The sequence below is a fragment of the Rhodococcus sp. H36-A4 genome (genome assembly GCF_027158005.1).
Lineage (GTDB): Bacteria > Actinomycetota > Actinomycetes > Mycobacteriales > Mycobacteriaceae > Rhodococcoides.
In genome coordinates this window covers 46,126-68,697 of record NZ_JAPVLQ010000008.1, presented here as the reverse complement: position 1 = coordinate 68,697, position 22,572 = coordinate 46,126, and the positions used below count along the sequence as shown (strand labels likewise).

Annotated in this window: 20 protein-coding genes; 15 read left to right on the top strand and 5 right to left on the bottom strand. The window is 61.7% G+C overall.

Annotated features, from left to right (window positions below; all coding sequences use genetic code 11):
* Positions 1–49 precede the first annotated feature (49 nt).
* Together O1W68_RS19625 and O1W68_RS19620 are read right to left on the bottom strand one after the other, a co-directional pair.
* On the bottom strand, positions 50–2,284 hold the full coding sequence (locus tag O1W68_RS19625; RefSeq protein ID WP_269306425.1) for an NADP-dependent isocitrate dehydrogenase: 2,235 nt from the start codon (positions 2,282–2,284) through the stop codon (positions 50–52).
* A gap of 153 nt (positions 2,285–2,437) precedes the next feature.
* Positions 2,438–2,797 carry an Rv2640c family ArsR-like transcriptional regulator gene (locus tag O1W68_RS19620; RefSeq protein WP_269306423.1) on the bottom strand — a complete coding sequence of 120 codons (360 nt, stop codon included), beginning with the start codon at positions 2,795–2,797 and terminating at the stop codon, positions 2,438–2,440.
* Between the two features lie 98 nt (positions 2,798–2,895).
* Between O1W68_RS19620 and O1W68_RS19615 the strand changes: the two genes are divergently transcribed.
* The 7 genes from O1W68_RS19615 to O1W68_RS19585 all read left to right on the top strand — a co-directional run bounded on the left by O1W68_RS19615 (position 2,896) and on the right by O1W68_RS19585 (position 9,312).
* Complete coding sequence (locus tag O1W68_RS19615; protein WP_269306422.1) at positions 2,896–3,372, top strand: ArsI/CadI family heavy metal resistance metalloenzyme; 477 nt, start codon at positions 2,896–2,898, stop codon at positions 3,370–3,372.
* A gap of 364 nt (positions 3,373–3,736) precedes the next feature.
* Positions 3,737–4,633: an ectoine/hydroxyectoine ABC transporter substrate-binding protein EhuB gene (locus tag O1W68_RS19610; protein WP_269306420.1), complete on the top strand. Its 897-nt coding sequence runs from the start codon at positions 3,737–3,739 to the stop codon at positions 4,631–4,633.
* A gap of 22 nt (positions 4,634–4,655) precedes the next feature.
* A complete protein-coding gene (gene ehuC, locus O1W68_RS19605) occupies positions 4,656–5,387 on the top strand; it encodes an ectoine/hydroxyectoine ABC transporter permease subunit EhuC (RefSeq protein WP_269306418.1) in 732 nt (243 codons plus the stop codon).
* A complete protein-coding gene (ehuD, locus tag O1W68_RS19600; RefSeq protein ID WP_269306416.1) occupies positions 5,384–6,028 on the top strand; it encodes an ectoine/hydroxyectoine ABC transporter permease subunit EhuD in 645 nt (214 codons plus the stop codon). Before ehuC ends, ehuD begins: the two co-directional genes overlap by 4 nt.
* A gap of 13 nt (positions 6,029–6,041) precedes the next feature.
* Entirely contained in the window at positions 6,042–6,803 is a 762-nt protein-coding gene (ehuA, locus tag O1W68_RS19595) for an ectoine/hydroxyectoine ABC transporter ATP-binding protein EhuA (RefSeq protein WP_269306489.1), read from the top strand.
* Positions 6,804–6,910: 107 nt separating this feature from the next.
* Entirely contained in the window at positions 6,911–8,383 is a 1,473-nt protein-coding gene (locus O1W68_RS19590; RefSeq protein WP_269306414.1) for a DUF1254 domain-containing protein, read from the top strand.
* A 41-nt stretch (positions 8,384–8,424) separates the two neighbouring features.
* The gene (locus O1W68_RS19585; RefSeq protein WP_269306412.1) at positions 8,425–9,312 is read left to right on the top strand and encodes an SCO6745 family protein; all 888 of its coding nucleotides are present in this window, start codon (positions 8,425–8,427) and stop codon (positions 9,310–9,312) included.
* Between the two features lie 10 nt (positions 9,313–9,322).
* On the opposite strand, the gene O1W68_RS19580 is transcribed toward O1W68_RS19585, so the two are convergent.
* Positions 9,323–9,655: a ribosomal protein L7/L12 gene (locus O1W68_RS19580; protein ID WP_269306410.1), complete on the bottom strand. Its 333-nt coding sequence runs from the start codon at positions 9,653–9,655 to the stop codon at positions 9,323–9,325.
* A gap of 119 nt (positions 9,656–9,774) precedes the next feature.
* On the opposite strand from O1W68_RS19580, the gene O1W68_RS19575 reads away from it, so the two are divergent.
* The 7 genes from O1W68_RS19575 to O1W68_RS19545 all read left to right on the top strand — a co-directional run bounded on the left by O1W68_RS19575 (position 9,775) and on the right by O1W68_RS19545 (position 19,418).
* The gene (locus O1W68_RS19575; RefSeq protein ID WP_269306409.1) at positions 9,775–12,186 is read left to right on the top strand and encodes an ATP-dependent Clp protease ATP-binding subunit; all 2,412 of its coding nucleotides are present in this window, start codon (positions 9,775–9,777) and stop codon (positions 12,184–12,186) included.
* 96 nt (positions 12,187–12,282) lie between these two features.
* Positions 12,283–13,515, top strand: coding sequence for a cytochrome P450 (locus O1W68_RS19570; RefSeq protein WP_269306407.1), 1,233 nt, complete (start codon positions 12,283–12,285; stop codon positions 13,513–13,515).
* Positions 13,515–14,102, top strand: a complete 588-nt coding sequence (locus O1W68_RS19565) for a TetR/AcrR family transcriptional regulator (protein ID WP_269306405.1) — start codon at positions 13,515–13,517, stop codon at positions 14,100–14,102. The genes O1W68_RS19570 and O1W68_RS19565 overlap by 1 nt, the downstream gene beginning before the upstream one ends.
* 100 nt (positions 14,103–14,202) lie before the next feature.
* Entirely contained in the window at positions 14,203–15,594 is a 1,392-nt protein-coding gene (locus O1W68_RS19560; protein ID WP_269306487.1) for a hypothetical protein, read from the top strand.
* A 115-nt stretch (positions 15,595–15,709) separates the two neighbouring features.
* The gene (locus tag O1W68_RS19555; protein ID WP_269306403.1) at positions 15,710–17,086 is read left to right on the top strand and encodes an NAD-dependent succinate-semialdehyde dehydrogenase; all 1,377 of its coding nucleotides are present in this window, start codon (positions 15,710–15,712) and stop codon (positions 17,084–17,086) included.
* Between the two features lie 342 nt (positions 17,087–17,428).
* Complete coding sequence (locus O1W68_RS19550) at positions 17,429–18,676, top strand: T3SS (YopN, CesT) and YbjN peptide-binding chaperone 1 (protein WP_269306402.1); 1,248 nt, start codon at positions 17,429–17,431, stop codon at positions 18,674–18,676.
* 55 nt (positions 18,677–18,731) lie between these two features.
* Positions 18,732–19,418, top strand: coding sequence for a TerD family protein (locus O1W68_RS19545; RefSeq protein WP_269306400.1), 687 nt, complete (start codon positions 18,732–18,734; stop codon positions 19,416–19,418).
* Between the two features lie 31 nt (positions 19,419–19,449).
* Here O1W68_RS19545 and O1W68_RS19540 read toward each other — a convergent pair whose 3' ends face one another.
* Positions 19,450–19,911 (bottom strand): hypothetical protein, encoded by a 462-nt coding sequence (locus O1W68_RS19540; RefSeq protein ID WP_269306398.1) that lies wholly within the window; start codon positions 19,909–19,911, stop codon positions 19,450–19,452.
* Positions 19,912–19,984: 73 nt separating this feature from the next.
* Positions 19,985–21,496, bottom strand: coding sequence for an acyl-CoA synthetase (locus O1W68_RS19535; protein ID WP_269306397.1), 1,512 nt, complete (start codon positions 21,494–21,496; stop codon positions 19,985–19,987).
* A 125-nt stretch (positions 21,497–21,621) separates the two neighbouring features.
* Here O1W68_RS19535 and O1W68_RS19530 point away from each other — a divergent pair, with 125 nt between their 5' ends.
* Positions 21,622–22,572: a hypothetical protein gene (locus O1W68_RS19530; protein WP_269306394.1), complete on the top strand. Its 951-nt coding sequence runs from the start codon at positions 21,622–21,624 to the stop codon at positions 22,570–22,572.

The following is a 22,572-nucleotide window of genomic DNA, read 5'->3' as shown; positions in this document are numbered from 1 at the left end:
GTCCATTCATACGATTGCGTCGTATGAATGGACCATTCAAGCGATCGGGTTACTTCTGCGCAGCCACCAACGCATCGTTGAACGTCTTGCTCGGACGCATGACGGCAGCGGTGGCCTCAGGATCCGGGTAGTAGTAACCACCGATCTCGACGGCCTTGCCCTGAGCGTCGTTGAGTTCCTTGACGATCTTTTCTTCGTTGTCGGACAACGCCTTTGCCAAGCCAGCGAAGTGCTTCGCCAGTTCCGCATCCTCGGTCTGCTCGGCGAGCTCCTGCGCCCAGTAGAGCGCGAGGTAGAACTGGCTGCCACGGTTGTCGAGTTCGCCGGTCTTGCGCGAGGGTCCCTTGCTGTTTTCGAGCAACTTGCCTGTCGCCGCATCCAGTGCCTTGCCCAGGACGGTTGCCTTGCCACCTGTCTTGCTACCGAGATCTTCCAGGCTGACGGCCAGAGCAAGGAACTCACCGAGCGAATCCCACCGCAGGTGGTTCTCCTCGATGAGCTGCTTGACGTGCTTCGGCGCCGAACCGCCTGCACCGGTTTCGTACAGTCCGCCACCTGCCATCAGCGGAACGATGGAGAGCATCTTTGCGCTGGTGCCCAATTCGAGGATCGGGAACAGGTCGGTGAGGTAGTCACGCAGAATGTTGCCCGTCGCGGAGATGGTGTCGAGCCCGCGGACCAGACGCTCCATCGTGTACCGGATCGCACGAACCTGCGACATGATCTGGATGTCCAGACCCTCGGTGTCATGGTCCTTCAGGTACGTGCGCACCTTGGCGATCAGTTCGTTCTCGTGCGGGCGGTACGGATCGAGCCAGAAGACCACCGGCATTCCCGAATCGCGGGCGCGGCGCACAGCCAGCGCGACCCAGTCCTGGATCGGTGCGTCCTTCACGATGCACAGGCGCCAGATGTCGCCCTCTTCCACGGTCTGGGTCAGCAGTACCTCACCGGTGGCGACATCGGTGATGTTGGCGATGCCGGCCTTCGGTGCCTCGAAAGTCTTGTCGTGCGAGCCGTATTCCTCGGCCTGCTGCGCCATCAGTCCGACGTTGGGGACGGTGCCCATCGTCGTCGGATCGAATGCGCCGTTCGTCTTACAGAAGTTCACCATCTCCTGATAGATGCGCGCGAACGTGGACTCGGGGTTGACGGCCTTGGTGTCCTTGGGACGACCATCGGCGCCCCACATCTTGCCGCCGGCCCGGATCATCGCGGGCATCGATGCGTCGACGATGACGTCACTGGGAGAGTGGAAGTTCGAGATTCCGCGTGCCGAATCCACCATGGCCAGTTCCGGCCGGTGCTCATGACACTTGTGCAGATCCTCGATGATCTCGTCACGCGTGGAGGCGGGAAGCGTCTCGATCTTGCTGTACAGATCGGACAGGCCGTTGTTGACGTTGACACCGAGCTCTTCGAACAGGTCGCCGTGCTTGGCGAATGCGTCTTTGTAGAAGACACGGACAGCATGCCCGAACACGATGGGGTGCGAGACCCGCATCATGGTTGCCTTCACATGCAGCGAAAGCATGACGCCGGTTTCGTAGGCGTCCTGCATCTGCTCTTCGTAGAAGTCGAGCAATGCCTTCTTGCTCATGAACATGGAGTCGATGACGTCGCCGTCTTTGAGCGACACCTTCGGCTTCAGGACGATCGACTCGCCGTCGGCGGTCAGCAGTTCCATCTTCACTTCACGATCGCCGTCGACGACCGTGGACTTTTCGCCATGGTAGAAATCGCCGCTGCGCATGTGCGCCACGTGGGTGCGTGATGCCATCGACCATTCGGTCATGCTGTGCGGGTGCTTGCGGGCGTATTCCTTCACGGCCTTCGGCGCGCGGCGGTCGGAGTTACCTTCACGGAGAACGGGGTTGACCGCACTGCCGAGGCACTTCGTGTAGCGATCACGAATAATCTTCTCTTCGTCGGTCTTCGGATTTCCCGGAAAGTCCGGAATTGCGAAACCCTTGCCCTGAAGCTCTTTCACGGCCGCGATCAGCTGCGGCACCGAGGCGCTGATATTCGGCAGTTTGATGATGTTGGTGTCGGGCAGTTGCGTCAGGCGACCCAGTTCGGCCAGGTTGTCCGGCACCTTCTGATCCTCGGAGAGGTAATCGGGGAACTCGGCAAGGATGCGGTTGGCCACGGAGATATCGCTCGATGCAACGTCGATGTCGGCCGCACTGGCAAACGCACGCACGACCGGCAGAAACGCATGCGTCGCAAGCATCGGCGCCTCGTCGGTCAGGGTGTATATGATGGTCGGCTGTTTCGCAGTCATGTTTCGCCTTTGCCTCAGTTTTCAACGTCGTCTTTTGGATACGTCCCCCCAACTTTAAGCTTTCGATCCGGCGCCGTGCGGAGCAGTAGCGGGATACGACCCCTACTGGCCGGTAGCATCTCGCTGCCGCACCCGAAATGCCGGCACCGCCGATCAGGTGCAGCAATGGGGGTCGAGCGCCACACGCAGCGCGTCGAGCGCCTCGGTACGTGCGGAGTAGTAGACATTCATGCCCCGACGGACAGCAACGACCATGCCTGCCTTCTTGAGCTGGCCGAGATGGTGACTGACCGTGGACTCGGCCAGCCCTATCGTTGCCGCGAGGTCGCACGTGCAGATCTCCCCCGCAGCGTCGGTCAGTAGAACCGAGAGCAGCTTGAGGCGCGCAGGATCCGCGAGGGCCTTCAACCGCACTGCCAATTCGAGGGCCTCGTCATCGGCCATCGGCTGTGCAGAGACTGGCGCACAACAGAGTGGGGCCGTGGCATCGATCAGCGGCAACGTCTTGGGCATGCACCCCAGACTACTACCTTCTTGACTTATGTCGAATCTGCGCGCATTGTGACCGAGTAAGTAATTCGACATACGTCACACAGGTGGAGGTACTCCAAATGTCACGCGCCCAACTCGCCCTCAACGTCGACGACATCGATCAGGCGGTCACGTTCTACACCAAACTCTTCGGAACCAGCCCGGCAAAGGTCAAGCCGGGTTATGCCAACTTCGTCATCGCGGAACCACCACTCAAGCTCGTTCTCATCGAAAACGTCGGACAGGGGGGAACTTTGAACCACCTTGGCATCGAAGTCGAGTCCTCGGCCGAGGTTCACAACGAGATCGCTCGGTTGACCGGCGAAGGATTGTTCACCGACGAAGAGATCGGCACCACATGCTGTTTCGCGACACAGGGCAAAGTCTGGGTCAGCGGTCCCGCCGGTGAACGCTGGGAGGTCTATACAGTCCTTGCCGACTCCGACACTTTCGGAACCAGTCCGTCGTTGCCGAACGAATCGAGCACCGATGGGCCCACGTGTTGCGACGGAGACTCATCGACGGGCGCGACGGCATCGACACCCGCCTGCTGTTGACGAGCCGACTGCGAGTGCTGCGACCGACTCGGTCGTGCCGAGATGCTCGAGAGCCGAAATACCCATCAGTGCCAGGGATTCTGACCAGGACGTACCGATCGTTACCCGTTCGTGTCAAGACCAGCAAATACATGCATTGGTCAGGCATTTCGACGCACGCCAGCGGTCGTGGAACCCGAAGAAGCGACCCCAATGACCCGATGTGCAACCTGTGAGCGTGTTAAGTTTCGTCAACCGAAGAACATTCAAAGGGTCGGCAAATATGCGCGAAATCAGCCGCGCCGCTTCCCGCCGGGGAACTCATCGGCGGTAGTGGCCGCTGTATCCGTGTCGTTGCCGAACGGTGATCGGAAGGCCTCGCCACATGGCACGAACAGTGCTTCACGACATTTCGAACAGAAGGCTCGTCGCAACGCTTGCCGGAGTCTCACTGGCCGCCGCCTCGCTCGTCGGCTGCACGTCGACCGACTCCACCAGCAGCGAAGATCGACTTCAGTCCCTGCAGGACAAGGGAACGATCACAGTCGGATTCGCGGGCGAGGCCCCGTACAGCTTCGAAGAGAACGGTCAGCTGACGGGCGCAACCGTCGCTCTGCACCGCGAGATCTTCGGCAACCTCGGTATCGACACCGTCGAAGGCGTCAATGCCGACTTCGGTGCACTCATTCCCGGCTTGCAGGCCAACAGATTCGATGTGGTCAGCGCCGGAATGTCGATTCTGCCCCAGCGCTGTGAGCAGGCAGCATTCGGAGACCCCGAATTCAATTACACGACGGCGTTGATGGTCCCTGCCGGCAACCCGGCCAATCTGACGGACATGCAGTCGGTCAAGGACAGTGGCCTGAAGCTCTCGACGATGACCGGTGCAGTCGAGTCCGATTACGCGGCGGCTCTCGATATCCCGTCCACTCAGGTCGCCACCCCGCAAGACGGGATGGATGCTGTGACTTCCGGCCGCGCAGATGTCTTCGCACTCACTGCGATCTCACTGAACTGGATGAAGACGAACAATCCAGACGCTCCAGTCGACGTCACCGAGTCCTTCGTTGCCGTCATCGATGGCAAGCCTCAGGTCGGCGCGGGCGCAACCGTGTTCCGCACCAATGACACCGAGCTGCTCGCCGCTTACAACGAAGAACTTGCGAAGATCACCTCCGACCCCGACAAGTACCTCTCCATCGTCGGCGAGTACGGATTCACGGCGGAAGAATTGCCCGACCCGTCGCTGACCACCGCGCAACTCTGCGAGGCGGACTCCTGATCGCAGGCCGAGTAATCCGATCGTGAAAGACAACATCGAGACCTTCCTGGATTCGTGGCCACGAATCCAGGAAGGCATCACCACCACCGTTCTCCTGACGCTCGGCGGGGCGGCATTGGCCTTCGTTCTTGCCTTGATTCTCGGACTTGCCGCAGGCAGTCGACTCAAGTCGGTTCGAGCTCCCGCACGTGTGATCGTCGAATTCTTCCGCGGCACATCGCTTCTGGTCCAGTTGTTCTGGCTGTTCTACGTATTGCCGCTGTTCGGCTACCAGCTGGATGCGACATTCTGCGCGATCCTGGCACTCGGTCTGAACTACGGCGCCTACGGCGCGGAAGTCGTCCGGGGTTCGATCGCAGCCGTTCCGGCACCGCAATGGGAAGCCGCGCTCGCCCTGAACTTCTCCTCGGCCCAACGGCTTCGCAGAGTTGTCTTCCCACAGGCGTGGGTACAGATGCTCCCGCCGCTGACGAACCTTCTGATTCAACTACTCAAAGGCAGTGCTCTCGCGAGCTTCGTTCTCCTCCAAGATCTCACCTACCAGATCGAACAACTCAGACGAGGCACCGGCGACACCCTTTTCGCCTTCGGAATCGGGCTCGTTCTGTACTTCATCATCGCCTACATCCTGACCTTGCTGATGAACGTTCTCGAAGTGCGCGCAAAGGGAAAGCTCGGCACCGGACCCTCGCTGCGTGAGGTGCTGAGCCTGAGGCCGGAAAACATCAACGAGAATGTGGGGGTGGGCCGATGAGCGTGGAATGGAGTTGGGAACGAGCATGGGACTCACTTCCCTACCTGCTCGAAGGATTCAAGATCACGGTCCTCGCTACCGTGATCGGGTTTTTCGTGGCAGCGGTCCTCGGACTGGTGATAGCTGTAGTACGCCACGCGGCACCCAAATTCGTGACGGTGCCGCTACGCATGATCTCGGAATTCATCCGGCTCACGCCTCTGGTGGTGCAACTGCTGTTCGCCTATTATCTGCTACCGCAATTCTCTGCGCTGCAGATCGGTATCGCCGTGCTCGGCATCCACTATTCGACCTACATGGCCGAGGTCTACCGAGCCGGCATCGATGCAGTGCCACCGGGCCAATGGGAAGCAGCGCGCGCATTGTCGCTGCCGACCACGCGCACGTGGCGAGGAGTAGTGCTTCCCCAAGCAATTCGCATCACCATCCCTGCCCTGGGCAATTACGCAATCTCGATGTTCAAGGACACGCCGTTCTTGTTCGCGATCACCGTCGTCGAAATGGTCACAGCTGCTCAGCAATACGGCGCGCGAACCTTCCAGTATTTGGAGCCGATCACGATGGCCGGTGTCATCTTCCTGATCGCGAGCTACCCGACGTCGATCCTCATCAGAAGACTGGAGAAGAGACTTGCCTACTGACGGCACGCAGACCATGATCTCGTTCGACAAGGTCGTCAAACAATTCGGCAGTCACGTCGTGTTGGACCATTTGGACTTTCGCGTCGCACGTGGCGAGCGCGTCGCCCTGATCGGTCCCAGCGGATCCGGAAAGACCACGATCCTCCGCCTTCTCATGACGATCGAGAAAGTCAATGATGGCGTCATCTGGATCGAGGACCAGCCGCTGAGTCACCAGTACAAAGGTGACAAGCTCGTCGTCGCCTCCGAAAAACACCTCCGAGCCGTGCGCACCAAAATCGGCATGGTGTTCCAACAATTCAATCTCTTCCCCAACATGACGGTACTGGAGAACATCACCGAAGCGCCGATTCACGTTCTCGGTAAAAGCAAAGCCGACGCGATCGCCCGGGCCCGCGAACTTCTCGAAACAGTGGGCCTCGCGGACAAGGAAAACAGTCACCCGACGAAGCTGTCCGGTGGTCAGCAACAGCGCGTCGCCATCGCCCGTGCACTAGCGATGGATCCTGACATTCTGCTCCTCGACGAGGTGACCTCGGCACTCGATCCCGAGCTGGTCGCCGACGTACTCGATGTGCTGCGCACCATCGCCGAAACAACGGACATCACAATGCTCATCGTGACCCACGAAATGGGCTTTGCACGTGACGTCGCGGATCGGGTGCTCGTCTTCGACAACGGGCGGATCCTCGAGGAAGGCACCCCCGAGGACATCTTCACGAACCCGAAGCAGGAGCGAACGAAGGCATTCCTCAAGGCAGTGCTCTCGAACTGACCCAGCAGGCTCTCGAGGTGCTCGTGCGCGTCGGGGAATCATCAACGCCAAGTAGACAATCGACCAAAGCGCCATGGTGATTCCACCGACACGCCTACCCTCGATACATGAATTCCTCCGCGGAAGTTCCTGCCGGTTACAACACTCCCGTCCCTGACCAGATCATGACACCCGACAGTGTCGAGACGCGGCTAGGGACTCTCGAGTTCGCCGACGGCTTCCCCACTGACGAGACTGCGGCAAAGGTATTCGATCATCTCGACTTTTCCCGTGCGGTGGAGGTGTTCCTGCAGTGCATTCCGGCGGCCTCGATGGAGGGTCTCCGCCGGGGTTTGAACGAAGTGGGTTGCGTTGCGGCTAACAAAGTCGCGCTCGCCGACCAGTTGTTGGATTCGGACCCGCTGTTCCTGACCGGCAACACCGACACCGTCTACGCGTTGGCGATGCTCGATCTCGATCGCGACGGCCCAACCGTCGTCGAGATTCCGCCAGGTTGCGGGCCGGGCACCGTCAACGACGCCTGGTTCCGGTTCGTGACGGATATGGGTGCGCCCGGTCCCGACCGCGGGGCCGGCGGCAACTATCTGCTGGTGCCTACCGGGTACGCCGGTGAAATTCCGGACGGTTACCACGTAGCCGAGTCACCGAGCAGCGTCAACTTGCTTGCGCTGCGTGGTTTTCTGGTCGACGGCAAGACCGACGCGGCGAGAGCGATGTTCGAGGACGGGGTCAGGATCTACCCGTTGTCGGCTGCCGACGATCAGCCGAAGATGGAGTTCACCTCGATTTCCGGCAAGACATTCAACACGATCCACGCCAACAACAGTGACTTCTACGAAGAGCTCGCAGCCGTCATTTCGCGCGAGCCGATCGAGATGATCGACCCCGAGACGCGGGGCCTGCTCGCTTCGATCGGCATCCACAAGGACCTGCCCTACGATCCCGACGAGCGGATGCGCGGCATACTTCGCGACGGGGCTGCGGTCGGCAATGCCACTGCTCGCGCAATCTGCTTCAAGACGAGGGATCCTCGCGCGTACTACTACGCGGATAGGAAGTGGAAGACGGGCTTCGTGGGCGGCGACTATCGGTGGCTCGACGGCGATGGCAGAGGGGGACGCAACTTCGACGCACGGACGCTCTTCTTCTACCAGGCGACGCTGAATACGCCGGCGATGGCGCTGGAGATGGTCGGTGTCGGTTCTCAATACGCGATCTCCGAGCATGATGCATCGGGTGAGTACCTGAGCGGGAGCAACACTTACCGGCTCACGCTTCCGGCGGGCATTCCAGCCAAGGATTTCTGGTCGCTGATCGTCTACGATCCCCAGACCCGCTCGGAGCTGCAGACCGGCCAGCCGTTTCCGAGCCGGAGCAGTGAGAAGAACAAGGATGAGCTCACGTACAACAGCGACGGCTCGATCGATCTGACCTTCGGTTCCCAGCAACCGAGTGAGCGCCGGGGCAACTGGATCGAGACGGTGCCCGGCAAGAGCTGGTACGCCATCCTTCGTTTGTACGGTCCGCTCGAGCCCTGGTTCGACAAGACCTGGATCCCAAGCGATATCGAGCGCCTTTGATTTGTGCCGCACTCGCTCCCGGACAGGTAGGTTCGAAAACCATGAGCAGCCACACCGATACCTCGCTGTCGACGATCGCCCGCGCCGCCTACACGACGTTCGAGCCGTACCACCTCACCTCGTACTTCAATCCACAGCTGAAGTCGGCCGGTGAGGACACCGGCCTCGACGGCCATGCCTGGTACGTCGGCGCCCGGGCGGCACCGCTGGGTGAGACAACGGCAAGCGTCGTAGCGGCAGCCTTCTACAACTTCAATCCCGCACTGATCGAACGGGTGTGGCCGCTCGCGGTTGCAGCGGGCTTGGAGACGGTGTCGGACCGACGGTGGTCGATGCTCGACTCCGTTCTCGGCGACGCCCTCGGTTCGCTGGCCACCGATGCCGAACTCGTCGAGCTGGCAAAGCGACTACATGATGTCGGCGACACCGCAGTCTTCGCCGGACGCACTCTCTCGGCAGCATGGCACTCGGCTGTAGCCCCGGATGTGCCGCATCTCGAGCTCTGGCACGCCATTGCCGTCATCCGCGAGTGGCGGGGCGACGGGCATCTCGCAGCGCTCATCGACGCCGAATTGGATCCGACCGAAGCCGTGGTCTTCCATGAAGCCGTCCACCCCGACCCGAATGCTCGCAAAGTGCTCGGCAAGCGCATCACACAGCTCACTCGGCAATGGTCCGATGACGAATGGGCTGCTGCCGCCGACCGCCTCGCATCCCGTGGCCTGATCACGCGAGCAGAGAAGAACGAGACGCTCACCGACGACGGGGTTGCACTCGATGCTCACATCGAAGCCCGCACCGACGCCCTGGCCTCGGCCATCTGGCGCAACGTTCCCGATGCCGAGGAGCTGATCTCCCGAGTGCGGCCCTACGTCAAAGCGGTGATCGTCACCGGGATTCTGCCGGGAACGAAGAAACGCGAAAAGTAGCGCAGCTCCATCATCGGCCGAGTTGGTCGTCGACCAGGTCTTTTGCGTCCTTCAGGCCGAGACCGGGATGGTGCTCGCGGAGTAGTTTGATGGCCGGGATCCGACTGTCCGTCGCGCTGATGGCAGCGAGGACATCATCCGCGGGCACCATCGACGGGTCGACGGGCTCGACCGCTTCCGAGGTCGGCCGGAGCCAGTCGAGCAGCATGACCGCTGCGAAAACGGCGAAGCCGACTGCGTACCAGTTGCCGTTCGTCAGCCCGTCGAAGGCCAAGAACGCTGCACAGAGCGCGACGACGGCCACGACGATGCGCCTGAGGATCTTGCGCTGAGGGCTGGACACCGGTCGACCTTAGCAAGCGGTCAGGCGGGGTCGGGCGGCGAAAAATGCCTTCGGGAATTGAATCACTCCTACGCATGTTAGTTGAGTCGAAGACGCTCACCCTTTCTAGGAGGAACTCAATGCCGGCTTACCTGGGACCAGAAGGTCCTCGTCGCATCGATATCAGCCGTCTGATGAGCAGGTCCACCCAGTCCCTCATCGGCGACGCAGCCACCTTCGCAGCAGGTCGCGGCGACGCTGAACTGGATGCGCTCCACGTTCTTCACGTCATGGCGCAGAACGACCCCATCCGCAACCTGATGCAGCGCGCAGGTGCCCAGCCCGACGCCGTCGTCGACGCCGTCGAACTCCGCCTACCGCAGTCGCGCGCTCAAACACCCGCCAACGCCACCGGATTGAGCAGCACCCTCAAGACCGCCATCCTCGAGGCCCATCACATTGCCCAGACACTGGGCTCGACGTACATCGACCCCGAGCATCTCTTCGTGTCCTTCGCAGCCGACCTCGAGCAGATCGCTGGTCGACTGCTCGCCTCGGAGGGCATCACACCCGAAGGGCTGCAGACTGCGCTCAAGGGTGGCTCGGTGGCTTCCGAATCGAACTCCGACACCCCGACACTCGACAAGTACGGCGTCGACCTCACCCAACGCGCTCGCGACGGCGGGATCGACCCGGTCATCGGACGCTCCGACGAGATTCAACAAACCATCGAGATCCTCTCGCGCCGCACCAAGAACAATCCTGTTCTCGTCGGCGAAGCAGGCGTCGGCAAGACTGCCGTCGTCGAAGGGCTTGCACAACGCATCGTCGACGGTGAGGTCCCGGATCGCCTGAACGGCAAGCGGATCGTGCAACTCGACCTGTCGTCCATGGTGGCGGGCACTCGGTACCGCGGTGACTTCGAGGAACGCCTCACCAAGGTGATAGACGAAATCGTCGCGCACAAAGACGAACTCATCGTCTTCATCGACGAGGTCCACACGATCGCCGGGGCAGGCGGTGGCGCCGAAGGTGCCATGGATGCCGGAAACATCCTCAAGCCCAAGCTCGCTCGCGGTGAACTGCACATCGTCGGTGCAACCACACTCGACGAGTACCGCACCCACATCGAGAAGGATCCGGCCCTCGAACGCCGATTCCAACCCGTCACGGTTCCCGAACCGAGCGTCGAGGACGCTGTTGCGATTCTGACCGGCCTACGGACCCGCTACGAAGAACACCACGGCGTCCGCTACACCGACGATGCGATCACTGCTGCCGTCGAGTTGTCCGATCGCTACATCGGCGACCGGTTCCTGCCGGACAAGGCGATCGACCTGCTCGACCAAGCCGGTGCTCGTATGCAGTTGAGCACCCCGAGCATCGACAAGGAAGCGATCGAAGAGCAACTCACCGTTTTGGAAGTCGACAAGGCAAAGGCGATCTCCGACGAGGACTACGAACGCGCGTCGCACATCCGCGACGAAGCCGTGAAACTCCAGGGGCGTCTGAACGGCACCAAATCCGAAGAAGACGTACCCGAGGTGACGGCGACCGACATCGCATTCGTGGTTTCCCGTGCAACGGGCATCCCCGCGAGCCAGATGACGCAGGCGGAGAAGGAACGGCTGCGGTTGCTCGAATCGGAATTGCACGAGCGCGTCGTCGGACAAGATGAGGCCGTCAAGGCAATCTCACGTGCGGTGCGCCGCAGCCGGACCGGCATGAGTGACCCGAACCGCCCCGTCGGCAGCTTCTTGTTCCTCGGTCCGACCGGAGTCGGAAAGACCGAGCTCGCAAAGGCATTGGCTGCTTCATTGTTCGGTGACGAGAAGAAGATGGTGCGTCTGGACATGAGCGAATTCGGCGAACGCCACACCGTGAGTCGACTCGTCGGTGCCCCTCCCGGTTACGTCGGCTACGGCGAGGCGGGGCAGCTCACCGAGCAGGTTAGGCGCAATCCGTATTCGGTGATCCTTCTCGACGAGATCGAGAAGGCACACCCGGACGTGTTCGACACGTTGCTACAGGTGCTCGACGACGGCCGTCTGACCGATGGCCAGGGCCGCACGGTCAACTTCCGCAACACTGTGGTGATCATGACCAGTAACTTGGGGTCGGAATTCATCTCGAGCAAGTCGGGCGGACTGGGCTTCACCACCGGCGCTCAGGACGAGAAGCCGATTCGAGATCGGGTGATGGGACGGCTACGGGAAGCAATGCGCCCCGAGTTCCTCAACCGGATCGACGAAATCGTCGTCTTCCGCAAGCTCGACACCGAGCAGCTGCATACGATCACCGATCTGATGCTGCAGGAGAGCCGAGAGCGTCTGTCGGCCAGGGGTATCGAGATCAAGTTCAGCGACGCGGCCGTCGACTGGCTCGCCTCGAACGGGCATCAACCCGAGTTCGGTGCACGTCCGTTGCGTCGGTCGATCCAACGCTCGCTGGACGACCGTATCGCCGACCTGCTACTCGACGACGTTCTTGCCGAGGGCGGCTCGGTGTCGGTCGACGTCGCAGATGACGAATTAGCCCTGACCGTAGGTTGATTCCACTCCCCCTCCGGTGTTCGCATAGTCGGTCTACGCGAACACCGGAGGGTTTTTTCTATTGACATATGAGGCTGTTTGTCTCATTGTCGATACATGTCGAGCATATTGTCCTCTGAGGCCTCGTACGTGCCGCCCTCCGGTGAGACGTGGCGCAACCCGTTCGGCATGTACACGGCGCTGCGCGATCGCGATCCCGTGCACCATGTAGTGCCGGCTGGATCGCCCGATAACGACTACTGGGTGCTCACCCGACACGCCGATGTATACGCCGCAGCCCGCGATCACGAGAGCTTCTCCTCCGCGGAAGGTCTGACCACGCAATACGGTGAGCTGGACAAGATCGGCATGCGCGACAACCCGCCGATGGTGATGCAGGACCCGCCGCAGCACACCGAGTTTCGGCGCCTCGTCGCCCGCGGTTTCACCCCTCGGCAGGTCGACTCCGTCGAGCCTGCCGTCCGCGAGTTCGTCGTCGAACGACTGGAAGGACTACGCGCCGCCGGCAGCGGAGACATCGTCACGACGCTGTTCAAACCGCTCCCGAGCATGGTCGTCGCGCACTACCTGGGCGTCCCGGCCGAGGATCGCGACAGGTTCGACGGCTGGACCGACTCGATTGTCGCAGCTACCGCGACTGGCAACACCCTCGACGCAGCGGCTGCCGTGGGTGACCTGATGGGCTACTTCGGCGCATTGATCGAACGCCGCCGAGCAGAGTCCGCGGCCGGACAAGCCGGTGACGACACCATTTCGCATCTGGTCGGCGCGGGGGTCGGCGCCGACGGAGACATCTCCGGGCTGCTGTCCATCCTCGGGTTCGCCTTCACCATGGTCACCGGCGGTAACGACACCACGACCGGGATGCTCGGCGGCGCAGTCCAACTGCTGACCCAGCGACCCGACCAGCGGGCGCTGTTGCTCGACGACCCGTCTCGGATTCCCGACGCTGTCGAGGAATTGCTACGCCTGACCTCACCGGTGCAGGGCTTGGCCCGCACCACCACACTCGACGTCACCATCGAGGGCGTCACCATCCCAGCGGGACGTAAGGTCCTGCTCGTCTACGGGTCCGCCAATCTCGACTCGCGTGTGTACGGCCCCGACGCGGAGGAGTTCGATGTGCTGCGTGCTCCGCGCCAGATTTTGACCTTCAGCCACGGAGCCCACCACTGTCTCGGCGCAGCCGCCGCACGGATGCAGGCCCGCGTCGCGCTCGAGGAACTACTGCTGAGATATCCGGACTTCACCGTCGACATCGACGCCGTCGAGTACGCGCCCGGCAACTATGTGCGTCGGCCCACCCACGTGCCGTTCGCGGTGTGCTGATGGCAGGACCCGATGCAGCGACCTCACCCTGGCTGCGTGACGAGCGCACCGAAATCGCGGCAGAACGAATCCTCGACGCTGCCGCGGAGCTTTTCGTGGTGCGCGGTGTGGCGACCACCGGTATGGCCGAGATCGCGAAGACCGCAGGATGTTCGCGGGCAACGCTGTACCGGTACTTCGAGAACCGTCGAGCACTGCACCTGGCCTTCGTACACCGGGAGGCCCGACGGCTAGGCAAGCAGCTGGCGGAGCAGGTCGCCACAGTCGCCGACCCGCGACGACGCGTCGTCGAGGCAACACTCGGTGCGTTACGAGAGGTACGCGCGACACCGATCCTGGCCGCCTGGTTCGGACTCGGCGATGCAGCCATCGCCTCCGAAATCGCCAACACCTCGGAGGTTATCGAGGTGCTGGGCGCAGAATTGCTCGCCGACGCCGGGACCGGCGACCAACAAGAGCTCTTCCGACGCTCCCGGTGGCTGGTTCGGGTGATCGTGTCGCTGCTCACCGTCCCCGGCGCCGACGAGGCCGACGAACGCGCCATGATCGAACAGTTCGTGGTGCCGGCCTTGCTGGCACCGTTCTGACCGCATCGCATCGCATCGCATCGAGGCACGGAAGGAGGGAGCAATCGTGAACCGGCAGTCCCAGCAGGCGCTGTTCCTTTTCGCACTCACCTTCGCCCTGATGGCCACCGTCGGTGGTGGTGTCGCTTCGGCGCAGCCCACTTGGGGTCCCCTCGCCCCTGCCAACCCATTCCTCGGTCCCGTCGGCACATCCACGATGCATGGCGATGCCGGTTCCTCCGACGCGACACATCTCGCCGGTCCCGGCGGACCGCTCACGGTGGACTCGCTGCCGTTGGCTGCCGCCTGCCCAACCCTGTTGGAAGGTTCCGACGGGATGGTTCTCGCGCTGTGCACCGCAATCCTCGACCAGACACCGATCGTGCACCTGATCGACACCGCGGTACTCGGCACCGGTGCAGCGGCATCGGTCGCGAACCTCGCACTTCCGAAGGGCAGCCTCCTCGGCGGGGTGTACGCCTTCCTCGACAACGCCGACCGACTCGTCGCTGTCGGCGGCGACCGCATGGTCGTCCGAGTGGGGCACCACCGGACGCCACTGGGCATCTGGACGCTGACCATCGATCGGTCCGTCGACTTGACCGCGGCAATCCCCCACGGCGACAACGTGACCGGGCTCGTACCGGATTGGCAGGGCAACATCTGGTTCGCCACCGGCGACGGCCGAGTCGGTATCGTGGACGGCACCGACACCGTTGGAACCCTGCAACTACCCGCAGGCGAGCACGTCGCAAACAGCATCTCCAGCTCCACCAGCGGGGTTGCGGTAGCCACCACCCACGCGCTCTACCAGCTCAGCGCCGACAACGGCGCTCCGGAGATAGATTGGCGTGCCCCCTACGATCGCGGTAGCGCGCGTAAGCCCGGCCAGTTGAGCTGGGGCACCGGCTCCACACCGACATACTTCGGCCCGACCACCGGAGCCGACTACCTCACCGTCGTCGACAATGCCGACGCTCAAGTAGCGCTGCAGGTATATCGCGCTTCGACCGGAGAGCTCGTGTGCTCGCAACCCGTCCTCACCACCGGAGGCCCGGGTAGCGAGAACTCACCGATCGGCGTCGGTAAGTCGGTATTCGTGGCCAGCACATATGGATACCCGTACCCCAGGGTGCCCGCGGACGCCGGCCCCGCGGTGCCGGCCACAGCACCCTTCACCGGAGGGATGACGCGGGTCGACCTCGGCGGCTCCGGTTGCCACACAGTGTGGGATAACGAAGTGCGTAGCGCCGCCGTGCCGCGCCTGTCCACAGCGGACGGCAACCTGTACACCGTGACCCGTCAGGTTCTTCCACTGTCGTCCGCCGCTACCTCGGCGTTGGACGGATACGAGTACACGGTGATCGATCCCATTACCGGTTCGGTGCTGGACACTGCGCAGTTGCCGGGCTCGGTAGTGAACGACACGCTGCAGACGTCAGGACTCATCACTTCGAGGGGCGAGTACCTACAGGGCACGCTCAGTGGGCTCATCAGGGTGCGCACCCTGTGAAGCATCACGACGTGATCGGAACGTGAAAGCATCCTCTACCCCTGCTGACCAGCTGCGCGACGATTGGCATGCTCGAATTGGAACAACGAGAGACCCACATCCTGTTGAATCGGGTATGACAACCTACAAAACTGTCAATCCTGCCAACGGCACGACCGTGAAGGAATTCGAGACCCTCGACACTGCCGGTGTCGAGCGTGCGCTCGCCGCTGCACACTCCGGCTACCTGACGTGGAGTAAGACGTCACCGAAACACCGCGCAGAGATCCTGCACAAGGTCGCCGACCTCTATACCGAACGAGCCGACGAGCTCGCGCGAAGCATTTCCGTCGAAATGGGCAAGCCACTCGCAGAAGCAAAGGGCGAGGTTCAGCTGTCCTCGGCCATCTACCAGTACTACGCTGACAACGGCCCGACTTTGCTCGAGGATGAGAAGCTCGACGTACCCGGAGCGGAAGAGTCCGTCTTGCAGCGCAAGCCGATCGGTGCACTCATCGGCGTCATGCCGTGGAACTTTCCGTACTACCAGGTTGCTCGCTTCGCCGGGCCGAACTTGATGGTCGGCAACACAATTCTGCTCAAGCATGCACCGAACTGTCCGCAGTCGGCTCTGCTGATGGAGGAAATTTTTCAGCAAGCCGGACTACCCGCAGACGCATACATCAACATCTTCGCGAGCAATGAGCAGATCGCAGACATGATCGCCGACCCCAGGGTCCAGGGAGTGTCCCTCACCGGCAGCGAGCGCGCAGGAACTTCTGTTGCGGAAACAGCCGGCCGCAACCTCAAGAAGGTCGTCCTCGAACTCGGCGGATCCGATGTCTTCATCCTCCTCGACTCCGATGACATGGACTCCACCGTCGCATCGGCTACCCGCGCGCGGCTGTCCAATGCCGGCCAGGCCTGCAACGCCGCCAAGCGCATCATTGTCACCGAGCAGTACTTCGACGAGTTCGTCACCAAACTGACCGCATCGTTCGCGGCCACGAAGACCGGCGATCCGTTGGACGAGAACACCACGATGGGCCCATTGTCCTCGCAGACCGCTGCCGACAACCTCATCGAGCAGATCGACGACGCTGTCGACAAGGGAGCCACCTTGCTCACCGGCGGCAAGAAAATCGATGGCCCCGGCGCATATGTCGAGCCGACTCTCCTGACCGATGTCACCCCGGATATGCGTGCGTACAGCGAAGAGCTGTTCGGGCCTGCGGGCGTGATCTACAAGGTCAAGAACGCCGAGGAGGCAATCGAACTGGCTAATTCATCCGCGTACGGTCTGAGCGGGTCGGTCTGGAGCACCGATCTCGACAATGCTCGAACGGTGGCAGAGCAACTCGATGTGGGCATGGCCTTTGTCAACGAGCACGGCACCACGCTCCCCGGCCTCCCGTTCGGCGGCGTCAAGCGTTCGGGTGTCGGCCGCGAACTGGGCCCCTGGGGCATGGACGAGTTCGTGAACAAGAAGCTCGTTCGCGTCTCCAAGAAGTAAACCGCCGATCGAAAAGGCCGCGCCGAGGAAGCATTCCGGGCGCGGCCTTTCGCGTGTGTAGACCCACATACAAGGCTTCGACACGCCGCAAACGAGGCATCCCCGACAAGTCGTGTCATTCGATTGAATGACACGACCAATAAGACTGCGGCACCCAAACTTTCGCTTGCAACCATCTTGTTCGTGGCCACAAAGAACGATACGGCGAATTCGCCGGTCTGCAGTGTCGGAGCACGCTACTAAGCTGAATTCATCAGGCAAGAACGAACCCGCATCGAGTACCTCTCGATAGCGGTGACCAGTTGAACCCACGGTTCCCGCGTGCCATCAAGGAGGTACCTCGTGTCCGAGGAACTCGATTTCGATGCCGGACTCGACGCAGCATGGATCCGATTCACTGTTCGCCTAGGGTGTTACTTCGCAGCGATGCGCTGCGGCGACACACTCTCGATCTGCACCACGACTACACGCGAGAGGCTCAGCGACGACGATCTGTCACTGACTGTCACCGGACGTTTCGATGGGGCCGTCCGCGTCGATGTGACGCTTCGGCGCGCGATCGTACGAGCAATGACAGCTGAAGATCGCATCATGTTGGCACACGCAGGCTGGGACGGTGCCGACAGCGGCTCCCCCTCAGCGCACCACTCACTCGACTTGTACGTCCTCGCGGCAGCTGACGACACAGAATTTGCGTCGGCCGCGATCACCACCCTGTTGCGCGAGATCCACGGCGTCACGCATCCGTCGTTTCTTGCCGCTTGGGCCGACGGCAGTCCCCCGTCGGCGGTCTTCGACACCGATTCCGCCTTGGAAGGCTGGGATGCGCCCACTCCACACGATCGGCTTTCCTCGCAGGTCGATGCGATACTCGACTCGATCATGTTCGCCGAGCCGAGCAAAGACGCCGACGGCGACATCGCGTTCCCATTCGACTGCGGGACGGCCTACCTACGAGTGTTGGAAACCGAACCCGTCGTGGAACTGTTCATCGCCTTCGACGTCGATCCGCAGTGCCGAGCAGCAACGTCGATCACTACAGATCTCGCTCTTTCCTGGCCGGACATCAATTTCCGATTCCCCGGTGACACGGTGGTCGCGACCACGAGAATCGACTGCTCACCACTGGTCGAGGAGCACCTCGGGCGTGGGCTCGGGATGTTCGTTCGTTTCATCTCCGAGTGCGGCGACGCGTTGGCAGCCCAGCTGCAGCAGCCCTCCATCGAAGAGGAGATTTTGCCCGCCGAGCTGCGTTCGCTGATCTACTCGGACCTGCCGGGCTTGATGCCCGACCCGCGGCACGTGGCCTCGGTCTGCGAGCATGATCGACTCGTGATCCTGGAATTCCTCCGGGTGTGTGCGCGGGAGCACCTTTGCATCGCCGAGCTCGCGGATCACGCCATCGCAGAGGGCAAGGACGATACATTGCTCCGCCGCAACACCGAAATATGGCGTCGAGCCGAGGAATCGATGCGTGCGGCGCTGCGCTTCGTCGTCGATGGTCCGGGCCATCGGACCATCGGATCCGGACGACAGACGCGTTCGTTTCCTGGCCACTCCCGGTCGCATGATGATTCAAAGCGCGACTAGTCTGAGTTGAAATACGCAAACCGGACAGCAGACGCAGCGCGAAAGGTTTCTTTCCATGGCCATCGACTACACCCGCAAGCCCACGACGCCGCCGGCTGCGGCAGTGAGCCTGAGCAAGGTGACCTTGTCCAAGGCAGCACCCACGATCAGCCTGACGAAGTCCGGTGAGAAACAAGGCGCGATGCGCGTCAATCTCAACTGGTCGAGCGGCGCGGCTGCACCGCAGCCGAAGAAGAAAGGTTTCCTCGCCAAGCTCGCTGCCGCCTCGTACGGCAGCGGCGGAGTCGACCTCGACCTCGGATGCTTGTACGAGCTGGCGGACGGCACCAAGGGTGTCATCCAAGCGCTCGGAAAAAGTTTCGGTTCGCTCGAGACAGCGCCTTACATCGCCCTCGATGGTGACGACCGTTCGGGCACTGTGACCGGCGGCGAGAACATGCACATCAACCTCGCGCGGCCGGAGAATTTCAAGCGGATACTGATCTTCGCCATGATCTACGACGGCGCACCCAACTGGGCCGCGGTCGATGGCGTCGTCACCCTCTTCCCCACTACCGGACCTCAGGTGGAGGTTCGACTCGACTCCAACAACAATTCAGCCCGCATCTGCTCGATCGCACTGCTGGAGAACACCAAGCAGGGCATTACCGTCACCCGCGAGGTCGAGTACATCGAGGGCAGCCAGTCGGACTTGGACAAGAAGTACGGATGGGGCATGAAGTGGGCAGCAGGGCGGAAGTAGATATCCCACTGCCCCTTTACTAATCTCTGAGTCAGGGAACGGTCCAGGATCCGCGGCCGGTGATGATCGTCAGGCCGATATTGCTATCGATTCGGGCAGTCGCTTCGATGCGCCCGACACCGGTCGGCTTCCACGGATCCCATTCCGCCACAGGCGGCATGGTCCACGATCCGGTGGCGCCGGTGTCGAGGTTGCGCCAGTTCACGGTGCAACCGCAATGGCTGCCGTTGTGAAGAAAGAGCGTTTTACCCGGCTGGCTGGCATCGGTGTGTGCAACCAGTGTCGAGTAGACGAAGAGGCTTTCGCTGCCCACATAGCCGTCACTCTGAATATTCAGACCGACGACTGGCAACGAGAAGTTGGTCGAACCGACACTCGGCTGGGCCGCCGCGGACGGTGTAACCACGAACATCACTGCCAAAGCCGCGAACGCAATTGCAATGAACCTGCCAATTCGCGAAGTTCCACCGGTAATACCCGTGCGTTTGTTCATGACTCCCCCGAAGTAGAAGATTCGTGTCGGGAGAGATATCGACTGCCACGTCGGTCGCGTTACGTATCAGCCGTCACTTCACCGGCGACCTCAGTTCACGCTTGAGCAACTTGCCGCTTTGGTTGCGCGGCAACTCGTCGACGAACACCACGTTCTTGGGAACCTTGAACGGCGCAATCGATCCCTTTACATGGGCGATGAGTGCATCGGCGGTGGCGCCGTGGCCATCCTTGAGCACGACCACTGCGGTGACAGCCTCGATCCACTTGTCGTCGGGGGTCCCGATGACGGCGACCTCGGCGACGGCTGGGTGCGTGTAGATCGCATCCTCGACTTCACGCGAAGCTACAAGAATACCGCCAGTGTTGATGACGTCTTTGATGCGATCGACGACGGTGATGAAGCCCTCCGCGTCGCGCGTCACCAGGTCTCCGGAGTGAAACCACCCGTCGCGGAATGCATCTGCCGTCGCATCCGGATTGTCCCAGTAGCCGTCGCACAGCTGCGGCGATCGATACAGCACCTCACCGGGTTCGCCGTCGGGAACGTCGTTGCCTTCGGCGTCGACGACACGAGTCTCGACGAAGAAAACGGCCCCCCCACAGGAAGCCGGCCGGTCCTCGTGCTCCTCGGGTTGCAATACCGTTGCCAGCGGCCCGATCTCCGACTGACCGAAGCAGTTGTAGAACTCGATGTTCGGGTACTTTGCACGCAATCGGTTGAGGACCGTCACCGGCATGATCGACGCCCCGTACTGCGCCTTGGTCAAGGAGGACAGGTCTCGGGTCTCGAGATCTGGATGGTTGGCGAGCGGGACCCAGACTGTGGGCGCCAAGAACAACGAGCCGATTCGATCCGCTTCGATCCTCCGAAGGATTTCCGGCACGACGGGCTTGCTCATCAGATGTATCGTCGCACCGACCGACAGGTACGGCAGCGTGAATACATGCATTCCGGCCGAGTGGTAGAGCGGCATCACCACCAGCGGATTATCGTCTCGGCCGAGACCGAGGGCTATCACCGAGGACACGTATTCGGCTACGAGTGCACCATGAGACATCATGGCGCCCTTGGGCTTCGACGTCGTTCCGGAGGTGTAGAGGAGCTGTGCGAGATCGCCGGATTCGACAGCGGAGTCGAGTTCGGACGCATCTTCGTCGAACGCCAGATCCATCAAGTCGGCAAGGGAGAGAACCACATCGATGTCGTGTTCACGTCGAACCGACTGCAAGACATCGGCGAGTTCCGGATCGACGAGTGCGGCGCGCGCCCCCGACTGAGCAATGAGGTAGCCGAGCTCTTCCCCCACCAACGCGTAGTTCACCGGGACATGAACCAGTCCCGCCCTCGCACACGCCAAGAAACCGACGACATACGCGTCGGAGTTGACTCCGTAGGCTGCGACGCGATCGCCCTTCACCAGTCCGAGCGAGAGCAGATACCGGGCCACCCGACTGACTGTCTCGTCGAGGTGACGGTAGGTAAGGCTACGGCCGTCGAAGACTATGGCTGGGCGGTTCGGGAATCGTGCGGCCGACCGCCGCAGGATGCCATCGACAGTGTTGACGCGCGTACCTGTGCTCATCTCTCAAGGTTATAGGACGTCCAAGCAATTTAGATAGCTTTGCGAACTGCCCGCCTGGACACGTCGGCGTCATCGATGGGCATCTGGCCTACAGCCAGGACACGGACTGTAGTTAGATCAGAACCATGAACTCCCCTTCGTTCGATCTCACCCGTTTCGACGTATCGGAGGTGGGTTCGATCTCGGCACTCTTCGCAGCGAAGGGATTCACCAGCGGTCTGTACGTACTGCACTTCACGAACGACGAGGCCTATGCGGGCCGATCCATGGATGTCGCTGCGCGGTTCCTCGACGACCGTCGTGAGTGGTCCGATATCGAGTTCCTCGAGTTTGCGTCCTGGCCCGCGGACGATGCCGAACATGCGCTCGCCGAGTTGCAGCAGCTTCTCACTCGGACCACTGCGCTCAGGGCTCGAACTGCGCAGACGGCAGACGCAGTTACCGGTCCGTCTCCGTTTCCGTCCGATCGCAGTGAGCGCATCACCATCACCGACGGCGCGACGACCGCCCATCGGTCACGCTTCTGGGAGCTGTCCGATCATATTGCGTACCAGGACATTCGAAGCATAGTCGCGGACTACATCAACGCGTCGATCTCCGATCCCGCGAACACTGCGCGCTACCTCTGGAATGTGACCGCGCTACCCTCGACCGCGAAAGCCAAAGGCAGACGCCGACTTCTGACATTGAATTGCGGCAGCCTGGAGACGTTGTTCGTCACGGAGTACACCAACGACGAAGACGATTCGATCGAGCTGGTCATGACCGTCAATACCGATATTCCGGCCGGCTACTCCGACACTCAACTCGAGTTCGCAAACGATGTCGTCACAGCTGCACGAGGGGAATACAAGAGCCACGATGTGTGGTCATGGCAGATCGACATCGGGGCACTGTTGTCCGGCGACGCCGAGGTCGACTTCGGGGTAGCGGACGATGTATTCGACGATCTCGCGTACAGCCTCAACACCCGCCTGATGAACCAGAAGGGCTCGCCGTACGCCCGCTATCACAACAACGATCTCGCGAACGACCTTGTTGCCGAGGCGTATCGACAGCTCCTCGACGCCGAGTAG

Excerpts from the sequence above, each read along its gene's own strand:
- O1W68_RS19545 (WP_269306400.1), top strand. The coding sequence starts at position 18,732 with ATGGCCATCGACTACACCCGCAAGCCCACGACGCCGCCGGCTGCGGCA.
- O1W68_RS19610 (WP_269306420.1), top strand. The coding sequence starts at position 3,737 with ATGGCACGAACAGTGCTTCACGACATTTCGAACAGAAGGCTCGTCGCA.
- O1W68_RS19555 (WP_269306403.1), top strand. The coding sequence starts at position 15,710 with ATGACAACCTACAAAACTGTCAATCCTGCCAACGGCACGACCGTGAAG.
- O1W68_RS19565 (WP_269306405.1), top strand. The coding sequence starts at position 13,515 with ATGGCAGGACCCGATGCAGCGACCTCACCCTGGCTGCGTGACGAGCGC.
- O1W68_RS19615 (WP_269306422.1), top strand. The coding sequence starts at position 2,896 with ATGTCACGCGCCCAACTCGCCCTCAACGTCGACGACATCGATCAGGCG.
- ehuA (WP_269306489.1), top strand. The coding sequence starts at position 6,042 with ATGATCTCGTTCGACAAGGTCGTCAAACAATTCGGCAGTCACGTCGTG.
- O1W68_RS19530 (WP_269306394.1), top strand. The coding sequence starts at position 21,622 with ATGAACTCCCCTTCGTTCGATCTCACCCGTTTCGACGTATCGGAGGTG.
- O1W68_RS19620 (WP_269306423.1), bottom strand. The coding sequence starts at position 2,797 with ATGCCCAAGACGTTGCCGCTGATCGATGCCACGGCCCCACTCTGTTGT.
- O1W68_RS19585 (WP_269306412.1), top strand. The coding sequence starts at position 8,425 with ATGAGCAGCCACACCGATACCTCGCTGTCGACGATCGCCCGCGCCGCC.
- O1W68_RS19590 (WP_269306414.1), top strand. The coding sequence starts at position 6,911 with ATGAATTCCTCCGCGGAAGTTCCTGCCGGTTACAACACTCCCGTCCCT.
- O1W68_RS19535 (WP_269306397.1), bottom strand. The coding sequence starts at position 21,496 with ATGAGCACAGGTACGCGCGTCAACACTGTCGATGGCATCCTGCGGCGG.
- ehuD (WP_269306416.1), top strand. The coding sequence starts at position 5,384 with ATGAGCGTGGAATGGAGTTGGGAACGAGCATGGGACTCACTTCCCTAC.
- O1W68_RS19575 (WP_269306409.1), top strand. The coding sequence starts at position 9,775 with ATGCCGGCTTACCTGGGACCAGAAGGTCCTCGTCGCATCGATATCAGC.
- O1W68_RS19540 (WP_269306398.1), bottom strand. The coding sequence starts at position 19,911 with ATGAACAAACGCACGGGTATTACCGGTGGAACTTCGCGAATTGGCAGG.
- O1W68_RS19625 (WP_269306425.1), bottom strand. The coding sequence starts at position 2,284 with ATGACTGCGAAACAGCCGACCATCATATACACCCTGACCGACGAGGCG.
- O1W68_RS19560 (WP_269306487.1), top strand. The coding sequence starts at position 14,203 with ATGGCCACCGTCGGTGGTGGTGTCGCTTCGGCGCAGCCCACTTGGGGT.
- O1W68_RS19570 (WP_269306407.1), top strand. The coding sequence starts at position 12,283 with ATGTCGAGCATATTGTCCTCTGAGGCCTCGTACGTGCCGCCCTCCGGT.